The following is an 18,090-nucleotide window of genomic DNA, read 5'->3' as shown; positions in this document are numbered from 1 at the left end:
AGATCATGACAGATAACTTTGGCGTACTCGGCGGGAATGCCCACCTCACAGGTGTCGAACGAGTCGTGATTGCCCCCTTGCCCACCAAGTACGGCGATTTCCATGCCGTCGGCTACCTCGACCACGACCGGGGCGAGGAACAAGTGGCGCTGGTGTACGGGGACTTGGACACCCTCCGGGAAGGCGACGTGCTCACCCGGCTGCATTCCGAGTGCCTGACCGGAGACGCCTTCGGATCCACGCACTGCGAGTGCGGCCCCCAGCTCACCGCCGCGCTGCGCGCCATCGTCGCCGAGGGGCGCGGCATCCTCGTCTACCTCCGGGGCCACGAGGGCCGGGGGATCGGTCTGCTCGCCAAGCTGCGCGCGATGAAGCTCCAGGCGGAGGGCATGGACACCGTCGAGGCGAACCTCGCCCAGGGCCTTCCGGTGGACGCCCGCGACTACGGGGTGGCGGCGGAGATACTGCACGACCTCGGCGTACGGTCCGTACGGCTGCTGTCGAACAACCCGCGCAAACGGGAGTCGCTGCTGCGCAACGGCATCAAGGTCGCCGAGCAGGTGCCGCTGCTGATCCCGCCGTGCGAGGAGAACCTCAGCTATCTGCTGACCAAGCGGGAGCGCCTCGACCACTACCTCCCCCACCTGGACGGCGGCGACTGGGCGCAGGCGATCTTTTGCGGATCGGCGAAGACGGTTATCACTGAGGAATGACAGAACACGACGACCCCGCCGTCAACGCCGCCGGCGGCCCGCTGTATCTCTCGTGTGCACAGGTGGCGGAGCTGCTGGACACCGACGCGGCGATCGCCTCGCAACGCGCGGCCTTCACCGCGCTCGGTGACGGCACCGCGGAGCTGCCCGGGAAGATCATGCACCCCAGCCGCTTCGACGACAGCGTCGTCTTCGCGTATCTGGCGCGGCTGTCCGCGGACACCGGGGCGGTCGCCAAGATCGGCAGCGTCAACCCGGGCAACGCGGCGGCCGGACTGCCCACGATTCACGCGGTGATCAACGCGCTCGACCCGGTCACCGGGCAGCTCGCCGCCGTCATGGACGGCACCGCGGTGACGACCCTGCGTACGGCCGCCGCCAGCGCCGTCGCCTTCGACGCGCTGGCCACCGCCGACAGCGCCGAGCTCGGCCTGATCGGCTCCGGCACCCAGGCCCTCGCCCACGCGCGGGCCGTCGCCCGGGTCCGCGAGCTGCGGTCCGTACGGGTGTGGAGCCCGGACCCGGGACGACGGGCGCACGCGGCGCAGCGCCTCGCCGCCGAACTCGGTGTCGCCGTCAAGGCCGTCGACACGGCCGGGGAAGCCGTGGCCGGGCTCCCGATGGTCGCGGCCTGCACCCTCAGCGCCACCCCCGTCGTGCGGGGCGAATGGCTGGCGCCGGGCTGCACGGTCGTGAGCGTCGGGTCCTTCGAGCCCACCCGCAGCGAGGTCGACGCGGAGGTCGTGCGGCGGGCCGCCGCGGTGGTCGTCGACGATCCGGAGACCGCGGCGGAGCACGCCGGTCCGGTGGTCGAGGCGCTGCGCGACGGCCGGCTCGCCCGGGAGGACCTGATCCCGCTCGGCGGTGTCCTCACCGGCCGGCACACGGCGCGTACGCGTCCCGAGGACATCGTCTTCTACAACAGCGTCGGGCTCGGCATCCAGGACGCCGCCGCGGCCTGGGCCGTGATCGACGCGGCCCGGGCGAAGGGGACGCGCGGATGAATCCGTACGGGGGAGCGTGCCGGTGAACCCAGCCAGGGAGGCGTGCCGATGAACAGGACCGCGCGGGTCGTCGTCATCGGCGGCGGTGTGATGGGCACGAGCATCGCCTACCACCTGGCCCGCGCCGGGGTGCCCGACGTGGTGCTCGTCGAGCGCGACGAACTCGCCTCCGGGTCGACCTCACGCGCGGCCGGCGGGGTCCGGGCGCAGTTCTCCGACGAGCTCAACATCCAGCTCGGCGCCCGGAGTCTGGAGGCGTTCGCCCGCTTCGGCGAGGAACTGGGCCAGGACATCGGGCTGCACCGGGTCGGCTATCTGTTCCTGCTCTCCACGCCCGAGGAGGTCGCCGCGTTCGAGGCGGGAGTGCGGCTGCAGAACGGGCTCGGCGTGCCCAGCCGCATGATCGGCCCGGCCGAGGCGCGCCGGCTGTCGCCGCTGATCACCACCGACGGGCTGCTGGCCGCGGCCTTCTCCCCGGACGACGGGCACTGCACGCCCGAATCCGTGGTCCAGGGCTACGCGGCCGGGGCCCGCCGCCATGGCGCGACCGTACTGCGGCACTGCGAGGTCACCGGCATCGAGACGCACGGCGACGCCATCACGGCCGTGGTCACCGGCCAGGGCCGGATCGCCACCGACACGGTCGTCTGCGCGGCCGGCGCCTGGTCCCGGGCCATCGGCGCGCTGGTCGGCGTGGACCTCCCGGTGGAGCCGCTGCGCCGCCAGATCGCCGTCACCGAACCCGTCCCGGGACTGCCGCCCGGCCTGCCCATGACCATCGACTTCACGTCCAGCCTCTATTTCCACGCCGAGGGCCCCGGCCTCCTCGTCGGCATGTCCGACCCCGACGAGAGGCCCGGCTTCTCCACGGAGACCCACGACCGCTGGATCCCGCACCTCTACGCCGCGATGGAGCGCCGCGCCCCCGCCCTGCTCGACCTGCGCAGGACGGGCGGCTGGGCGGGCCTGTACGAGATCACCCCGGACCACAACGCCCTCATCGGCGAGGCGAGTTCGTGCTCGCGCTTCCTGTACGCGACCGGGTTCTCGGGCCACGGCTTCCTCCAGGGACCGGCGGTCGGCGAGGTCGTCCGCGATCTGTACCTGGGCCGTGAATCCTTCGTCGACATCAGCCCCCTGAGCGTCGACCGCTTCGCCGCGGATGCCCTGCGTCCGGAGGTCAACCGCGTGTGACCACCGGCCGCTGGGCGCGCTGTTCCTCTTCGGGGGAATCGGGAAGTTCGCGCATCGTGCGCAACGGGGAGAAGAACACGGGCAGTACGGCGAGGAGTTCGCCCAGGACGCCGACCCACATGGCCTGCCGGACGCCGACGTTCTGCCCGAGCGTGCTGCCGATGAGCGCACCGATCGGCATGGAACCCCACACCACGAACCGGTTGGTGGCCGTCATCCGGCCCAGCAGAGGCTTCGGGCACAACCGCTGCCGGAACGCGACCGAGTTGATTTTGAACGTCATGAAGCAGACCCACCCCAGACCCTGGAGCGCGACGGCGACGGCGAACCGCCAGTCGGCCTGATACATCGGCAGGGCCAGCATCCACAGCACACCGCTGCTGATCACCGCCGCGCACATCGCCGGGCCCTGGCCGATCCGGCCCGCGAGGCGCACCGTGAGCAGGCTGCCGAGCAGACCGCCCGCGGCCTCCGCGGTGAAGACCAGGCCGCAGAGGAAGGGGGAGAGGCCGAGTTGGCCGTTGAGCAGGACCAGCAGCATGGAGGCGCCGATCGTCCCGCACATGTTGGAGATCGCCCCGGTGAGCGTGAGCGCGCGCAGCAGCGGGTTGCCGAAGACGAAGCGCAGCCCCTCGCCGATCTCGGTCCGCAGACTCGCGTCCGGACGGACCTCGGGCCTCGCCTCGGCGCGGCGGATGCGGGAGAGCAGGAGCGCCGAGCAGATGAAGCCGACGGCGTCGACGACGATCGCCACGGGCGCCGACAGTGCCCCGACCAGCGCGCCACCCGCCCCGGGGCCGCCCACCTGCGCGATGCTGCGGGTGGCCTCCAGCCTGACGTTCGCGTTCACCAGCTGCGCGTCGTCGACGAGTTGGGGCAGGTGGCTCTGATGGGCCACGTCGAAGAACACCGTGCTGACGGACACGCCGAAGGCCACGACGTACAACTGAGGGAGCGTCATCACCCCCAGGCCGTAGGCCACCGGGACCGACCCGAGCAGTGCGGCGCGGCACAGCGAGCCCGCGATCATCACGCGACGGCGCCGTACCCGGTCCACCCAGGCGCCGGCGGGCAGTCCGATGAGCAGGAACGCCAGGTACTCGAACACGACGAGGAGGCCCGCCTCGAAGGGGGTGGCGTTCAGCGGGCCGATGGCGACGAGCGGGAGCGCCACGAGCGTCACCGCGGCGCCGGTCTGGCTCACCGAGTCGGCCGCCCAGAACCTGCGGAAGTCGGCGTGACGGAACAGGCCGGAGGTGGGGAGGGTCATGGCGGGCAACATCACCACCACGGTCCCGGCTTCGCCATTGTTTTAGTCTGGGCGAAAACCTTGGACAACCTGAGACCAGCGGGGGCGGGCCATGGGCATGGTGCGATTCGGTGTGCACGACGTGGTCAACATCAGGTTCGCGATGTCGCCGCTGGGGGAGACCGTGGCCGGCTTCCGGGCCGCGCTCGATCCAGGGCGGCACGCCGTCCACCTGTCCTGGATCAAGAAGGCGTCGGCGCTGCTCGGGGAACGCGACCTCGCTCAACGGACCGCACCACTGGGCGACTTGGTCCGCCGCGGACTCGTACCGGACTCCCTGACACCTCCTCCGCGCTGCCCGCTGTCCGAGATCGAGGAGGAACTCGCCAGGGTGCCGGGCCCGGCGGAGCTCCGCGATGCCGTACGAGCCTGGTGGCGGGCGGCCGTCGAGCCGCACTGGCCGCGCATGCGGGCCCTCCTGGAGGCGGACATCGCGCACCGCACGCGGCAGCTTGCCGAGGACGGCATTCAGGAGGTGTTCGCCCACCTCCATCCGACACTGCGCTGGGAGGGCGACCGGCTGGTCTCCCCGCACCTGCCGCTGTCCGCCCCCGGTCCGGAGGGCGCCGGAATCACCCTGGCGCCCACGGTGTTCGCGGTCGACTGCCGTCTGCTGGCCGGCGACGGCATGGCGCCGCCCGCCCTCCTCTATCCCGCGCGCGCCCTCGGCACCCTTTGGGAGCGACGCGACCGGGCCGGTGACGGTCTCGCCCGTCTGATGGGCCGCAGCCGGGCCCGACTGCTCGCGCTCACCGGCTCACCCAGCACGACGACACAGCTGGCCGCTCGCACCGGGCTGAGCCTCGGCGCGGTCTCGCAGCACCTCGCCGTTCTGCGGGATGCGGGGCTCGTGACGAGTCACCGCTACCGGCGCGAGGTGCACTACACGGCGAGCGACCTCGGGGCGGCCCTGCTGCGCAGCCCGTGAGGGTACGGGCTTCAGTCCAGCACCGCCTCGTGCACCAGCCGCTTCAGCTCGGGAAAGAGGGAGTGCGAGGCCGTCGGGCGGACCTGGGTGAAGAACTGCACGGTCATGTCGCGGCGCGGGTCGACCCAGAACGTCGTACTGGCCACGCCGCTCCAGCCGAACGCGCCCCGGCTGGACGGGGACCGGGTGATCTCCGGGTCCACGACGACGGAGACGCCGAGGCCGAAGCCGAGGCCCGCGTTGCCGGGTTCCTGGTGGACCGGGCTGCCGAAGGTACGGCGGTCCGCGTCGCCGGGGAGGTGGTTGGAGACCATCAGGTCCACGGTCTCGGGGGTCAGCAGGCGGGTGCCGTCGAGTTCGCCGCGGCGGCGGAGCATCTCCATGAACCGGTGGTAGTCGTGGGCGCTGCCCACCATGCCGCCGCTGCCGGACAGGAAGCGGGGGCGGCCGTGCAGCGGGAGCCCGGCGATCGGGGTGATCCGGCCCCCGTCGTCCTCCCCGTACAACTCGGCGAGCCGGCCGGCCTGCTCGTCCGTGACACAGAACCCGGCGTCCGTCATCCCGAGCGGGCCGAAGATCCGCTCGGCGAGGAACTCGTCGAGGTCCCGGCCGGACACCACTTCGAGGACGCGGCCGAGGACGTTGGTGGCGACCGAGTAGTTCCACTGGGTGCCCGGCTCGAACTGGAGCGGCAGCCCGGCGTACACGTCGATGGTCTCGGCCAGGTTCGCGCCCGGCGGCACCGAGGACTCCAGACCGGCGTCCCGGTAGAGCGCGTCGACGGGATGGGAGTAGTAGAAGCCGAAGGTGAGGCCCGCGGTGTGGGTCAGCAGGTGGCGGAGCAGGAGGGGTTGTCCGGCCGGGCGGGTCTTCGTGCCGGGGCCGGATCCGCTGACGTATACCCGCGGCTCGGCGAAGGCGGGGAGGAAGTCGGCCACCGGGTCGTCGAGTTGGAAGCGCCCTTCTTCGAGCAGCATCAGCGCGGCGACCGAGGTGACCGGCTTGGTCATGGAGTACAGCCGCCACAAGGTGTCGGTCTCCACCGGCAGTCGGGCCTCGCGGTCGCGGCAGCCGTAGGTGGTGAGGTGCGCGACGCGGCCGTGCCGGGACACGGACACGAGGTAGCCGGGCAGCCGGCCGTCGTCGACGAGATGGGCGAAGTGCTGGTCAAGGCGGGCCAGCGCCTTCGGATCAAGGCCGGCCTCGCGAGACTCGACCTCCTGTCGCAGATGTCCCATGACTCTCCTCCGGGCTGCGGCTCGTGTCCTTCATGGTCTCGTACGGACGGGCGCGGCGTCCCTGGGGGGACCCTGGTCGGCGGCTGCGACGCCTGTACGACCCGGAAGGCGCAGGGCGAGCGGCACGCCGATCGCGGACACCGCCGCGAGCGCGGTCAGCGGGGGACCCGTCGCGACACCGGTCGTGAGCGTCATCAGCGTGGCCGCCGCCGCGACTCCCAGCGTGGGCCCGACATTCATCGCCGTCTGCTGGAGGCCGCCCGCCACACCGGCCGACTCCACCGAGGCGTGCCGCACGACGACCGCCGTCGCGGTGACCATCACCGTCCCGAAACCGGCGCCCAGCAGCAGGAAGCCACCGCCGATCGCGACGACCGTCGACGCCTCGTCGAGCCGGGACAGCGCGAGGACGCCCAGCGTGAGGACGACCGTCCCCGCCAGCGTCGTGCGACGCGCGCCGAACCTGCGCAGGAGTACGGCGGCGACGGGGGCGACGAGCACGATCACCCCGGCGCCGGGCAGCGCCCTCAGGCTGGTCCGCAACGGGTCCAGGCCCAGGGTCTCCTGGAGGAAGTAGCTGCCGACGAACAGCGCGCCGAGCATCGACGCCGACGCCGCCACCAGGATGCCGAGCGCCGCACCGATGGTCGCGGAGCCGAGGACCTCGGAGGGGAGCAGCGGGCTCGCGATACGCCGTTCATGGCGTACGAACACGGCTCCCGCGACGGCGACCACGACCAGGCCGAGCACGGTCGTCGTCGTCCAGCCCGCCTCCGGTAGCGCGACCAGCGTCCGCACCAGAGCGACCAGGGCCACCGCGAGCAGACAGGCGCCGGTCACGTCGAGTCCCTGGGCCGGGACCTTGCGCCGGGCCGGGCCCCGCACGGCGAGCGCCAGGACGCCCATCACCAGCGACGGCACGACGTTGACGAAGAAGACCGCCCGCCAGCCGATATGGGTGACCAGGACCCCGCCGACCAGCGGACCGGTGGCGGCCGCGAGACCGATGGCGCTCGTCCGCAGCGCGATGGGCATCCCGAGCCGGTCGGCGGGGTACGCGGCGCGCAGCATCCCGAGTGTGGCCGGTTGCAGCAGCGCTCCGAAGACGCCCTGCGCGACCCGCAGCCCGATCACCCAGCCGATGCCGGGCGCCAGACCGATCCCCGCCGACGTCGCACCGAAGCCCAGGATCCCCAGGGCGAAGACCTGTTGGTGGCCGTACCGGTCCCCGAGACGCCCCGCGAACACCAACAGGCTGGCCACCGCGATGAGATACCCGGTGCTGGTCCACTGGACCTGCGCGAACGAGGCGTGCAGATCGCGTTGCAGCGTGGGCTGCGCGACGGCGAGCACGGTGCCGTCCAGGGCCACGATCACGGCACCGACGACGCTGCTCGCGAGGGTGAGACGCCGATGAACCGGAGAGCCGGGAGAGTTCACCGTTCCTCCGGCCCGAGGTGCGCGTCCAGCGCGGCATGCAGCAGGGGGACGAAGTCGTCGGTGCCCGTGGTGAGTTGGAGGCTGCCCCAGCCCCACAGCTGGGCGATCCCGTGCAGGTTGGCCCACAGGGCGCCCGCGACGACCGGGGCGTCGGCCTCGGGGCGCGCCCGGCCGACCAGGTCGACCAGCGCGCCGAACATCGGCAGGCTCGTCTCCCGGAGCCCCAGCCGATTGCTCTCCAACAGGTCATGACGGAACATCAGCTCGTACATTCCGCGGTGGCCCAGCGCGAAGTCGAGGTAGACCCGTGCGAGTGTGGTGAGCTGAGCACGGGGACCGGCCTCGCTGTCCCCGACCGCCTCCGTCGCACGGTCCTGGAGGTCGGCGAAACCCCGGCGGGCGATGGCGGACAGCAGTTCCAGGTGGGTGGGGAAGTAGCGGCGGGGGGCGCCGTGCGAGACCCCGGCCCGCCGGGCGATCTCCCGGAGGGACAGCGCCTGTGCGCCTTCCCTGGTCACGAGATCGACGCCGACCTCGATCAGCCGGTTCTTCAGTCCTGCCTCTTGCTCGCTCATAGACACTGTCTACCAGTCTGAGTAGACAGTGTCTACGCGGAATGCCGTCCGAGGTTCCCAGCGTTGATGGGGGCATGACTCAGGACGCTACGCAGGACGCACTGCTCAAGCTGCTCTCCGAGTACAAAGGAGGGGTGCTCGTCACCCTCAAGAAGGACGGCCGGCCCCAGCTGTCGAACGTGAGCCATGTCTATTACCCCGACGAGCGGATCGTCCGGGTCTCGCTCACCGACGACCGCGCCAAGACCCGCAATCTGCGCCGGGACCCACGGGCCTCGTACCACGTCACCAGTGAGGACCGGTGGGCGTACACGGTCGCCGAGGGCACGGCCGAGCTGACGCCCGTGGCCCAGGACCCGCACGACGACACCGTCGAGGAGCTGATCCGGGTCTACCGGGACGTCCTCGGCGAGCACCCCGACTGGGACGACTACCGGGCGGCCATGGTCCGCGACGGCCGACTCGTGCTCCGGCTCCATGTGGAGCGGGCGTACGGGATTCCCCGGAGCTGAGTCGCCGCCGTCCAGCAGGTGTGATGCGGCCCGGACCCTGTCGCCCGTCTCAGGAGCTCACGCGGCGTACGGGAAAACCGTGGGCGCGGGCCGCGATCACCACGGCCGCCACCGGCAGCAGGAGCCCCAGAACCGTCCAGGGGAAGGATGCCGGGCCGAACAGGTCCAGGAGGACACCGCCCGCGACACCGCCGCCGGCCATGGCGGCGTTCCACAAAGTGACGAGCATGGCCTGCGCGGCGTCGGCGGTGTCGCCGCCCGCGTCGGCCACGGCCGTCTGCAGCAGGGTGGGCACGCCGCCCCAGCCGAGCCCCCACAGCGCCACCGCGACCCACACGAGCGCGGGACTGTCCGCGAGGAGCGCCAGGAGACCGGCCGCCACGGCGACGAGCAGCGTGCTCGCGACGGTGAGCGCGCGTAGCCGCCGGTCGATGTGCGCGCCCACGATCCAGATGCTCACCATGGACGCACCGCCGAAGACCAGCAGCACGAGATCGGTCGAGCCGCCCATGCCGAGGTGCCGCAGGAACGTGGCGATGTACGTGTACAGGATCGTGTGGGCCAGGACGAACACCAGCGTCACGAAAAGCACCGGGACGACGCCCGGGACCCGGAGCGCCCGGAGCATCGGTGCCCGGTCGCCCCGCCGCTGCCGGGACTGCCCCGGCCGCTCCGGGACGACCACGGCGATCCACCCGATCAGCGCGACGGCGACCACGGTCATCAGGGAGAACGTCACCCGCCAGCCCAGCGCGTCCCCGAGGAACGTCCCCGCGGGCACCCCCAGCGACAGCGCCACCGGAACGCCGGTCATGACGATCGCGATCGCCTTGCCCTGCAAGTGAGTTGGTGCCAGCCGCCGCGCGTACCCGGCCAGCAGCGCCCAGGCCAGACCCGCGGCCACCCCGGCGACGAACCGGGCCACCATGGTCAACGGGTACCCCGTCGATACCGCCGTGACGCTGTTGGCCGCCGCGAACCCCGCCATCGCCGCGAGCAGCAGCCGTTTGCGCCGCAGGCCCGCCGTGGCCGCCGACAGGGGGATCGCCGTGAGTGCGGTCCCGACCGCGTAGACCGTGACCGACTGCCCCGCCGCGGACTCCCCGACACCGAGGTCGGCGCTCATCGCGGGCAGCACCCCCGCGGGCAGTGTCTCGGTCAGGCTCGTGATGAACACGGCGGTGGCCAGTGCGAGGAGGGCCCTGAGGGGGAGCCCGTGCCCGTCGACCGGACGGTGCGAAAGGGCTGGTTGTGTCGTCGTTTCGCTTCGCATGCCGCGTAGCGTCGACCCTGACACTGGTGTCAGGTTCAAGGGGCCCTGTCCATGGCCGAGTTGTGGGAGAAGGTTCCCTCACTGACGTTATCGTTGATCCAAACGGTGTGGCGTGGACGCACCGCGACACGTCGGACGCGGGGGTGCGGGGCATGCTGGATCCCATCTCGTTGGCGGCCATCACGACGGTGCTCGGAACCGTCGGAATGGGAATGGCCAATGAAGCGGGCAAGTGGGCCTGGGAGTCGGCCGGGGGACTGGTGCGCCGGATCGCGGGCCGGGAGGTCGCCGCGCCGACGACCGCCGAGCAGCTGACCGCCGTCGCGCAACTGGTCCACGAGCGCGTGCGCAGCGATCCGCAACTCGCGCACGCCTGGAGCCTGTTCGCCCAAGGCGTGCGCATGTCCGGTACCGATGCCGGCCTCGGATCCCACTCCGGGCGCCCCCGTCTTCCCGCCTCCACACGGTTCTTCACGGACCGTCAGGACGCGCTGAAGCTCCTCGACAAGGAGGCCTCGCGCACGTTCGACGGAAGCCCCCGGGTGGCACTGCTGCACGGCCAGGAGGGCATGGGCACCAGCACGCTGGCCGTGCACTGGGGCTGGCGCCAGGCGGACCGTTTCCCGGACGGACAGCTCTACGCCGATCTGCGCGGCCCCGGCGCGATCGACACGGGCGCCGTCCTGAGCTCACTGCTGCGCCAACTCGGCCTCCCCGACGAGGAGATACCGCCCTCGGCCGAGGACCGCATCGACCGCTTCCGGCGGCACGTGGCCGATCGGCGGCTGCTGCTCGTGCTCGACCACGCCCAGTCCGCCGCGCAGATCCGCCCGCTGCTGACCTCCGCGCCCGGCGTGTTCACGGTCGTCGTCACCCGGCGCCCGTTCACCGGCGTCGACGCCCTGCCGGTCCAGGTGGGTCCCCTCGCCAGGCGGGATGCCGTGCGGCTGCTCACCGACCTGGTCGGCAAGCCCGCGATCACCGCGGCGAAGGCCGCGCTGCCCTCGGTGCTGGAGCGGTGCGGCGGCTCGCCGTACGCCCTGCGGGCCGCGGCGCCCCGACTCTCCGCACCATCCGTGGAGGTGCGGCCGGTGCCCGACCGTGATCCGGTGCGTGCCGCGGCCGACGATTCCTACCGCCTGCTGCCACCCGAGGCGGCCCGGCTCTACCGGCTGAACGGCCTCTACGACTGGCCCGCCTTCGACGCCGCGGCCGCCGCCCGGGCCGCGGACATCGAGGAGAGCGAGGCGGCCCGGCTCCTGGAGGAACTCGCCGACGCGCTGCTCCTGGAGCGCACGGACACCGGCCGCTACCACTACCGGCCCGTGGTCCGCGCGCACGCGGAAGCCGTAGCGGCCGCCACCGACGGCATCGCCGCCTGTTCGGCCGCGGTGTCCCGGACCATCGAGGGATATCTGCACCTGGCGGTCGGCGCCGCGCAGGCGGCCCTCCCCGAGAGCTGGCGGGTCCCCTCCGGTACCTCGCCGGTCGCGTACGCGGACCGGGGCGAGGCCGTGTCCGCGCTCGCCACCGAAGCGCGCAACCTCGTCCAGGCGGTCCACGCCGCCGAGGAGTTCCGCGAGTGGAACGCGGTCGTGCGGCTCTGCCAGGCCCTGTGGCCGCTCCAGCTCAAGGCGGGCCACCACGACATCCTGCTGCCCGCCCTGCGGATCGGCGTACGCACGGCCGACACCCATTTCCCCGGCACCCGGACCGCCGGTGCGCTGCACGCCCAACTCGCTCACACCCTCACCGAGTTGCGCCGCTGGGACGAGGCCGAGCCCGAGGCGCTCGCGGCCGCGCGGGACGAACGCGCCGCCGGACATGCACGCGGGCACGCCTCCGCCGTCGAGTTCCTCGGGCTGCTGCGCCTGCGGCAGTGGCGCTGGCAGGAGGCGTACGACTGCTTCGAGGAGGCGTACGGCATCCTCGACGGCATCGGTCCCGAGGACGAGGGCGCCGGTGATCTGCCGCGTGCCCGCGCCCTGTTGGAACGCCACCGGGGTCGCGCCCTGCGCGGTCTCGGACGCCGCGACGAGGCACGGGAACGGCTGGAGCGCGCGCTGCGGTTCTTCCGGGAGAGCGGCGAGGCGTACAACACGGCACGCGCCCTCACCGACCTCGCCGAAACCCGCCTCGACGGGGGCGAGTTCGCGCGGGCGCTGCCGCTGATCGACGAGGCGATCGTCGCCCTCGCGAAGGAGAACGCCGCGTATCAGCTCGCGCATCTGCGGGCGTTGCGCGAGCGGTGCCTCAACGCCGACGGGCCTCAAGGATGACGCGCACGTGGAGCCTCAACTCCGGTCGCCCTCACGGGTGATGCGTACCCGGTGGAGTGTCGGACCGGTGCGCACGGTCAGTCCCTGGGCGATCAGCTCGTCGAGCGCCTTGCCCGCAGCCAGCCAGGCGTGCAGGGCGGAGGCGTACGCGGCCGGATCGGCGTCCGCCGCCGACGGCACGGCGGTCAGCCGGAGGAAGTCCCCGGCGCGGGTGCGGACCTCGCACTCCGCACCGCCCGTGACATAGGCGGCGAGCGCGCACTGCGGATGGCGGGCGAGCACCTCGCGGGTCCACAGCGCCGGAGAGCCGAAGCGCGGATCGGTTCGCTCGCCGTACCGGAACACGACGTCGGCGAGGGCGAGTCGGCCGGGATCGCGGGTGTCCTCGTGCACCGCCGTGTGCGCCTCGCCCACACCGTCCGGCTCGGAGCGCGGGTCGGCGTGCCGCACGACCGAGACCTCGCCCGAGCCAAGGAGACGCGTCAGTACACGCAAGGGTTCCGTGCGCGCCGGTGGCTCGTACGCAGGGAGCGGGAGCGGTTCGAGCAGTGCGGGTCCGTCCGGCTCGGGGATGCCGATGATCCCGTAGAAGAGGCGGCGCAGCAGGGCCGCCGACTCGCCCGGCACGGAGCTGGTGAACTCGGCAGGGCCCGGCAGCGGACGGTGGGCGGCGAGCAGGGATTCCACCTGGGGGCGGAGCGCGGCCCCCGGGTCGAGCCGGGGAGCCTCCCGTACGAAGTCCGAGATCGGCGCGTCCGGATCGAGACCGTCCAGAGGGGCGGCGCCGAGGAGTACGGGGGTGCCGAGAGCGGCGGCGTAATAGGTGACCGAGCCGTGGTCGCCGATGACCGCGTCCGCCGCCAGGAGGGCTTGCCGCCAGCCCTCCAGCGGGTCGACCAGCGTCAGCCCCGCGCGCCGGGCCCGGTCGAGCCATGCGCGGATCTGGCCAGGGCCGTGGCCGTGCCAGATGTTGGGGTGGAGCACGGCCGCGAGACGGTACTCGTCGGCCGGGAACTCCGAGGTCAGCCGGGGCAGCAGTGACGGCAGTACGTCATCGCCGCCGCCGTCGCCGAACAGCGACTCCGGGTTCCAGGTGGAGTTGAGCAGGATCAGCCGCTGGCCGGTCCGTACGCCGAGGGCCCGGCGGTAGCGGTCGCGGTACGGGCGGGCCGCCAGCATGCGGTCGAAGCACGGGTCCCCGGCGAGGACGGCCGTGGGCGCCGCCTCGGGACAGACGGTGCGCAGTCTCTCGTACTGCTCCGGATGCGACAGCACGAGCGCGTCGGCGATCGGCGCCCCGCCCTCGTCCAGCAACCACGCGCGCGACATCCCGAACACAGGAACCGGCTCCCGGCTCCCGGCTCCCGGCTCCCGGCTCCCGGCTCCCGGCTCCCGGCTCCCGGCTCCCGGCTCCCGGCTCCCGGCTCCCGGCTCCCGGCTCCCGGCTCCCGGCGTCGCCAGCCTCTTAGTGTAGCCAATACCGTGGGACAATACGGTCAATTTCCCTGAAAGCGCCTGGAGTTGGCCGCCGAAGCTGGCGGAGATGACCAGGGCGACCGGGATCTCCACCGCCTGCTCCCAGGGCAGCACCGGCACTCCCGTGCCGGCGAGCAGCTCGGCGATCCCGGACCGGAAGGCCGACGAGCCGGTGCAGGTCACCAGCAGCTGTACCCGGAAGTCGTCGTGGAACAGCGGGAGTACATCGAGGAGCCGGGTGGCGGAGGTGACGTTGTGGACGACGAACAGGACAGGGGAGCTGTCCCCGCGCGTGGCCCAACGAGCCGCGTCGTCCCCGACCGGCACCCGTATCCAGCCGTCCCGCCCCACGTCCCGTATCCCGCCCATCGGGCAACGATAGTCAACGAGCGCTCCGCGCACACCGGCCGCCCCTGAACCCGGCCGGGGTGCGCGGAGCGGCTCTCGAGGAGAGAGTCATGGGTTGCCGTGCCGCCGTGCTGTTCCTTCCCGCACGTTCCGGCCGATGCTCTTGCTGAAAACGTCACCTGTCAACAGGGCGTCCGCATGCCCAAGTCCCCGAACAGCCCTGTGCGGTCGGGGACTTGGGCGATCCTGGGGGTGGGCGTCAGGCCGTCACGGTCTCACGCTGCGCGGCTTCCCCCGCCGCACGCTCGCCCAGTCGCTCGCTCGGTACCTTGTGCGTCTCGCGGGCGGTGAGCGCGGCGATCACCGGCGGGACGCACAGGGCCGCGGTGAACAGCGCCACGGACGACCAGTCGTCGCCGCCCGGCCCCGCGATCTGCGCGGCGAAGGTGACCGCGAACCCGGCGACGGCGAAGCCGATCTGGGTGCCGATCGCCATGCCGGAGAGCCGGACGCGGGTGGAGAACATCTCGCCGTAGAAGGACGGCCAGACACCGTTCGCGGCGCTGTAGACGACCCCGAAGGCGAGGATGCCGAAGAGGAGGATCAGGGGGTACGAGCCCGTGGAGATGGCCCACAGGTAGGCGAACATCAGGACGGCGCTGCCCGCGGCCCCGATCAGGTACACCGGGCGGCGGCCGATGCGGTCGGAGAGCGTGGCCCACGCGGGGATCGCGCCGAGGGCGACGACGTTGGCCAGCGCACCCACCCACAGCATCTGCGAACGGGACATGTCGACCGAGTCACTGGTCCCGTACGCCAGTGCCCACACCGTGAAGATCGTGCTGACCGAGGCGATGAGGGCACCCGCCACGACCCGCAGGACATCCGCCCAGTGCTCACGGAACAGCACGGCGAGCGGCAGTTTCACGACGCCTTCGGTCGCGGCCTGCTGGGTGAAGGCCGGGGTCTCCTGGAGCGTGCGGCGGATGACATAGCCGACGACGGCGACCGCGACGCTCAGCCAGAACGGAACGCGCCAGCCCCAGGAGAGCAGCTGGTCCTCGGGCAGCGCGGCGACCGGGAGGAAGACGAGTGTCGCGAGGAGCTGGCCGCCCTGGGTGCCGCTGAGGGTGAAGCTGGTGAAGAAGCCCCGGCGGTTCGGTGGCGCGTGTTCCAGCGTCATCGAGTTGGCGCTCGCCTGCTCGCCGGCCGCGGAGATGCCCTGCAGGACGCGGCAGAGGACCAGCAGGACCGGGGCGAGGCCGCCGACCTGCGCGCGGGTCGGCAGACAGCCGATGAGGAACGTCGACAGACCCATCAGGATCAGCGTGAAGACCATGATCTTCTTCCGGCCGAGCCGGTCGCCGAAGTGGCCGAGGAACAGCGCGCCGATCGGGCGGGCGGCGTAGGCGACGCCGAACGTGGCCAGCGACAGCAGGGTCGCGGTGGCCGGGTCCGACTCGTCGAAGAAGACCTTCGGGAAGATCAGGGCGGCTGCGCTGCCGTAGATGAAGAAGTCGTAGTACTCCAGCGCGCTGCCGATCCAGGCGGCCATGGCGGCCTTCCGGGGCTGGCCGGGAGGTGCGTCGAGCGGGGCGGCGGGGACGGACACGGCGTGCTCCTTCGAGGGAACTCCGAGGACGGAGGGAACTCCGGGGACGGGAGTGGCGGCGGGGGGAGGTGCCGGGGCCCTGGGGGTGTACGGGCCGGCCGTTGCCGGGGGCGCCTCTGCGTGACGACGATGCCCGGTTAATTAACCCACTGGATAGTTAGTAGCGGATGGGCTACGGATGTTGCGCCGACGTTTCCCCGGTGTCAAGAGGTCGTGCCGAAGGATCTTCGCGGTCCTGGTCCGCGGAACGGTCCTCGGCGGGGGTCCTCAGTCCGTCGCGCGGTCCGCCGTCAGATAGGCGATGACCATGTCGCCGAGCATGGTGCGGTAGTGCTCCCGCTGGTCGGGGGCGACCAGGTCACGGCCGAAGAGGGCGCCGAAAGTGTGCCGGTTGGAGACCCGGAAGAAGCAGAACGCGCTGATCATCGCGTGCAGGTCGATGGCGTCGACGTCGGCGGTGAACAGGCCCGACTTCCGGCCGGTCTCAAGGATCCGGGAGATCACGTCGAGCGCGGGCGAGCCGATCCTGCCGAGCTCCTCCGAGGCCGCGATGTGCTCCGCCTCGTGGATGTTCTCGATGCTCACCAGCCGGATGAAGTCGGGGTGCGCCTCATGGTGGTCGAAGGTCAGCTCGGCGAGCCGGCGGATGGCCGCGACCGGGTCCAGATGCTCGACGTCCAGCTCCTGCTCGGCCTGCCGGATCACCGAGTAGGCGCGCTCCAGAACCGCCGTGAACAGCTGTTCCTTGCCGCCGAAGTAGTAGTAGATCATCCGCTTGGTGGTGCGGGTGCGGGCGGCGATCTCGTCGACCCGGGCACCGGCGAAACCGGCGCGCGAGAACTCCTGGGTCGCCACGTCGAGAATCTCGGCCTTGGTGCGGGCGGCGTCACGGATGCGCCCGTTGGGTCGTGCCGGTTCTTCGACGCTGGTCATCGGGTTCCTTGGGGCGAGGGGCCTGGCGGGCACGGTGGAGGGGCCGGTGCCGCGATTGTAGAAGCAGGGTCCCGCCGCGGGCTTTCCTGTCCGGGTCTTCCCGGAGGCCCGACATCCTGGTATCACTTACTAACGAACCAGTTCGTACATTAGCCAGCGACCGGAGGCCCGCCGTGCCCCAGAACTCGTATCTCGTCGGCCTCATCGGATCCGGCATCGGCCCCTCGCTCAGCCCCGCGCTGCACGAGCGGGAGGCCGACCGGCAGGGCCTGCGCTATCTGTACCGGCTGATCGACATCGACAGGCTCGGCGTCGGTCCGGAGGCGGTGGGCGACCTCGTGCGCGCCGCACGGGACCTCGGCTTCGACGGGCTGAACATCACGCACCCCTGCAAGCAGCTGGTCATCGAGCACCTCGACGAGCTCGCTCCGCAGGCCGCGGCGCTCGGTGCGGTCAACACCGTCGTGTTCGACGGTGGCCGGGCGATCGGGCACAACACGGATGTCACCGGGTTCGCGGCGTCCTTCGCGCGCGGGCTGCCCGATGTCTCCCTGGAGCGGGTTGTTCAGCTGGGTGCGGGGGGTGCGGGGGCGGCTGTCGCGCATGCGGTGCTCACGCTGGGCGCCGGGCATGTCACCGTCGTCGACGCGATGCCCGACCGTGCCGCCGATCTTGCCGCCGGACTGAATCGGCACTTCGGGGAGGGGCGGGCGGCTGCTGCGACGCCGGATGCGCTCGGGGCGCTGCTCGGTCGTGCCGACGGGGTCGTGCATGCCACGCCTACGGGGATGGCCGCGCACCCCGGGCTGCCGTTCGCCGCCGAGTTGCTGCATCCGGGGCTGTGGGTTGCCGAGGTGGTCTATCGGCCGTTGGAGACGGAGCTGCTGCGGGCTGCCCGTGCGGTGGGCTGCGCCGCGCTTGATGGTGGTGGCATGGCTGTGTTCCAGGCCGTGGACGCGTTTCGGTTGTTCACCGGGCGGGAGCCTGACAGTGGGCGGATGCTGGCCGACATTGCCGAGCTGGCGGGTGCGGGTGCGGGTGCCCTGGGCTGAGGGCGCCTTATGGGTGGGGTGGTTGCGGGGTATTGGCGACTGCGCGTCGGTGGGGGCTGGTCGCGCAGTTCCTCGCGCCCCTTACGGGGCGGGGTGGCTTGGCTGTTGGGCGGGTGCGCGTGGGTGGGGGCTGGTCGCGCAGTTCCTCGCGTCCCTTACGGGGCCCGGGTCTCGTCGCTCGTTCTCGGTAGTGACTTCTAAGGA

General features: G+C 71.9%; 15 protein-coding genes. 7 read left to right on the top strand and 8 right to left on the bottom strand.

Annotated elements, in window-relative coordinates:
* Positions 1 to 5 precede the first annotated feature (5 nt).
* From ribA to OIC96_RS06835, 3 genes are read left to right on the top strand one after another with little or no spacing between them, the layout of a single operon-like run.
* Positions 6 to 713 (top strand): GTP cyclohydrolase II, encoded by a 708-nt coding sequence (gene ribA, locus OIC96_RS06845; protein WP_330308757.1) that lies wholly within the window; start codon positions 6 to 8, stop codon positions 711 to 713.
* On the top strand, positions 710 to 1,717 hold the full coding sequence (locus OIC96_RS06840) for an ornithine cyclodeaminase family protein (protein WP_330308758.1): 1,008 nt from the start codon (positions 710 to 712) through the stop codon (positions 1,715 to 1,717). Before ribA ends, OIC96_RS06840 begins: the two co-directional genes overlap by 4 nt.
* Before the next feature lie 48 nt (positions 1,718 to 1,765).
* Complete coding sequence (locus OIC96_RS06835) at positions 1,766 to 2,911, top strand: NAD(P)/FAD-dependent oxidoreductase (protein WP_330308759.1); 1,146 nt, start codon at positions 1,766 to 1,768, stop codon at positions 2,909 to 2,911.
* On the opposite strand, the gene OIC96_RS06830 is transcribed toward OIC96_RS06835, so the two are convergent.
* Positions 2,898 to 4,181, bottom strand: coding sequence for an MFS transporter (locus OIC96_RS06830; protein WP_330308760.1), 1,284 nt, complete (start codon positions 4,179 to 4,181; stop codon positions 2,898 to 2,900). The two genes, OIC96_RS06835 and OIC96_RS06830, sit on opposite strands and share 14 nt — an antisense overlap.
* 91 nt (positions 4,182 to 4,272) lie before the next feature.
* Between OIC96_RS06830 and OIC96_RS06825 the strand changes: the two genes are divergently transcribed.
* On the top strand, positions 4,273 to 5,148 hold the full coding sequence (locus tag OIC96_RS06825; protein ID WP_330308761.1) for an ArsR/SmtB family transcription factor: 876 nt from the start codon (positions 4,273 to 4,275) through the stop codon (positions 5,146 to 5,148).
* Between the two features lie 11 nt (positions 5,149 to 5,159).
* Here the strand turns inward: OIC96_RS06825 and OIC96_RS06820 are convergent, their stop codons facing one another.
* The 3 genes from OIC96_RS06820 to OIC96_RS06810 are packed head-to-tail and all read right to left on the bottom strand — an operon-like array spanning position 5,160 to position 8,401.
* Positions 5,160 to 6,386, bottom strand: coding sequence for a serine hydrolase domain-containing protein (locus tag OIC96_RS06820; RefSeq protein ID WP_330308762.1), 1,227 nt, complete (start codon positions 6,384 to 6,386; stop codon positions 5,160 to 5,162).
* Between the two features lie 30 nt (positions 6,387 to 6,416).
* Positions 6,417 to 7,826, bottom strand: coding sequence for an MFS transporter (locus tag OIC96_RS06815; protein ID WP_330308763.1), 1,410 nt, complete (start codon positions 7,824 to 7,826; stop codon positions 6,417 to 6,419).
* The gene (locus OIC96_RS06810; RefSeq protein WP_330308764.1) at positions 7,823 to 8,401 is read right to left on the bottom strand and encodes a TetR/AcrR family transcriptional regulator; all 579 of its coding nucleotides are present in this window, start codon (positions 8,399 to 8,401) and stop codon (positions 7,823 to 7,825) included. The genes OIC96_RS06815 and OIC96_RS06810 overlap by 4 nt, the downstream gene beginning before the upstream one ends.
* A 74-nt stretch (positions 8,402 to 8,475) precedes the next feature.
* Between OIC96_RS06810 and OIC96_RS06805 the strand changes: the two genes are divergently transcribed.
* Positions 8,476 to 8,913: a PPOX class F420-dependent oxidoreductase gene (locus tag OIC96_RS06805; RefSeq protein ID WP_330308765.1), complete on the top strand. Its 438-nt coding sequence runs from the start codon at positions 8,476 to 8,478 to the stop codon at positions 8,911 to 8,913.
* Positions 8,914 to 8,962: 49 nt separating this feature from the next.
* On the opposite strand, the gene OIC96_RS06800 is transcribed toward OIC96_RS06805, so the two are convergent.
* Positions 8,963 to 10,186 (bottom strand): MFS transporter, encoded by a 1,224-nt coding sequence (locus OIC96_RS06800; RefSeq protein WP_330308766.1) that lies wholly within the window; start codon positions 10,184 to 10,186, stop codon positions 8,963 to 8,965.
* A gap of 152 nt (positions 10,187 to 10,338) precedes the next feature.
* Between OIC96_RS06800 and OIC96_RS06795 the strand changes: the two genes are divergently transcribed.
* On the top strand, positions 10,339 to 12,465 hold the full coding sequence (locus OIC96_RS06795; protein WP_330308767.1) for a tetratricopeptide repeat protein: 2,127 nt from the start codon (positions 10,339 to 10,341) through the stop codon (positions 12,463 to 12,465).
* 15 nt (positions 12,466 to 12,480) lie between these two features.
* Here OIC96_RS06795 and OIC96_RS06790 read toward each other — a convergent pair whose 3' ends face one another.
* The 3 genes from OIC96_RS06790 to OIC96_RS06780 all read right to left on the bottom strand — a co-directional run bounded on the left by OIC96_RS06790 (position 12,481) and on the right by OIC96_RS06780 (position 16,834).
* A complete protein-coding gene (locus tag OIC96_RS06790) occupies positions 12,481 to 14,310 on the bottom strand; it encodes a hypothetical protein (RefSeq protein ID WP_330462120.1) in 1,830 nt (609 codons plus the stop codon).
* Between the two features lie 238 nt (positions 14,311 to 14,548).
* Positions 14,549 to 15,901: an MFS transporter gene (locus OIC96_RS06785; protein ID WP_330308770.1), complete on the bottom strand. Its 1,353-nt coding sequence runs from the start codon at positions 15,899 to 15,901 to the stop codon at positions 14,549 to 14,551.
* Between the two features lie 267 nt (positions 15,902 to 16,168).
* Entirely contained in the window at positions 16,169 to 16,834 is a 666-nt protein-coding gene (locus OIC96_RS06780; RefSeq protein WP_330308771.1) for a TetR/AcrR family transcriptional regulator, read from the bottom strand.
* A gap of 173 nt (positions 16,835 to 17,007) precedes the next feature.
* Here OIC96_RS06780 and OIC96_RS06775 point away from each other — a divergent pair, with 173 nt between their 5' ends.
* The gene (locus tag OIC96_RS06775) at positions 17,008 to 17,886 is read left to right on the top strand and encodes a shikimate dehydrogenase (RefSeq protein WP_330308772.1); all 879 of its coding nucleotides are present in this window, start codon (positions 17,008 to 17,010) and stop codon (positions 17,884 to 17,886) included.
* Positions 17,887 to 18,090: the final 204 nt, after the last annotated feature.

Origin of the sequence: Streptomyces sp. NBC_00775 (assembly GCF_036347135.1) — a bacterium.
In the GTDB taxonomy this organism is placed as follows: Bacteria; Actinomycetota; Actinomycetes; order Streptomycetales; family Streptomycetaceae; genus Streptomyces; species Streptomyces lutosisoli.
This window is presented reverse-complemented; position numbering and strand designations above follow the sequence as displayed.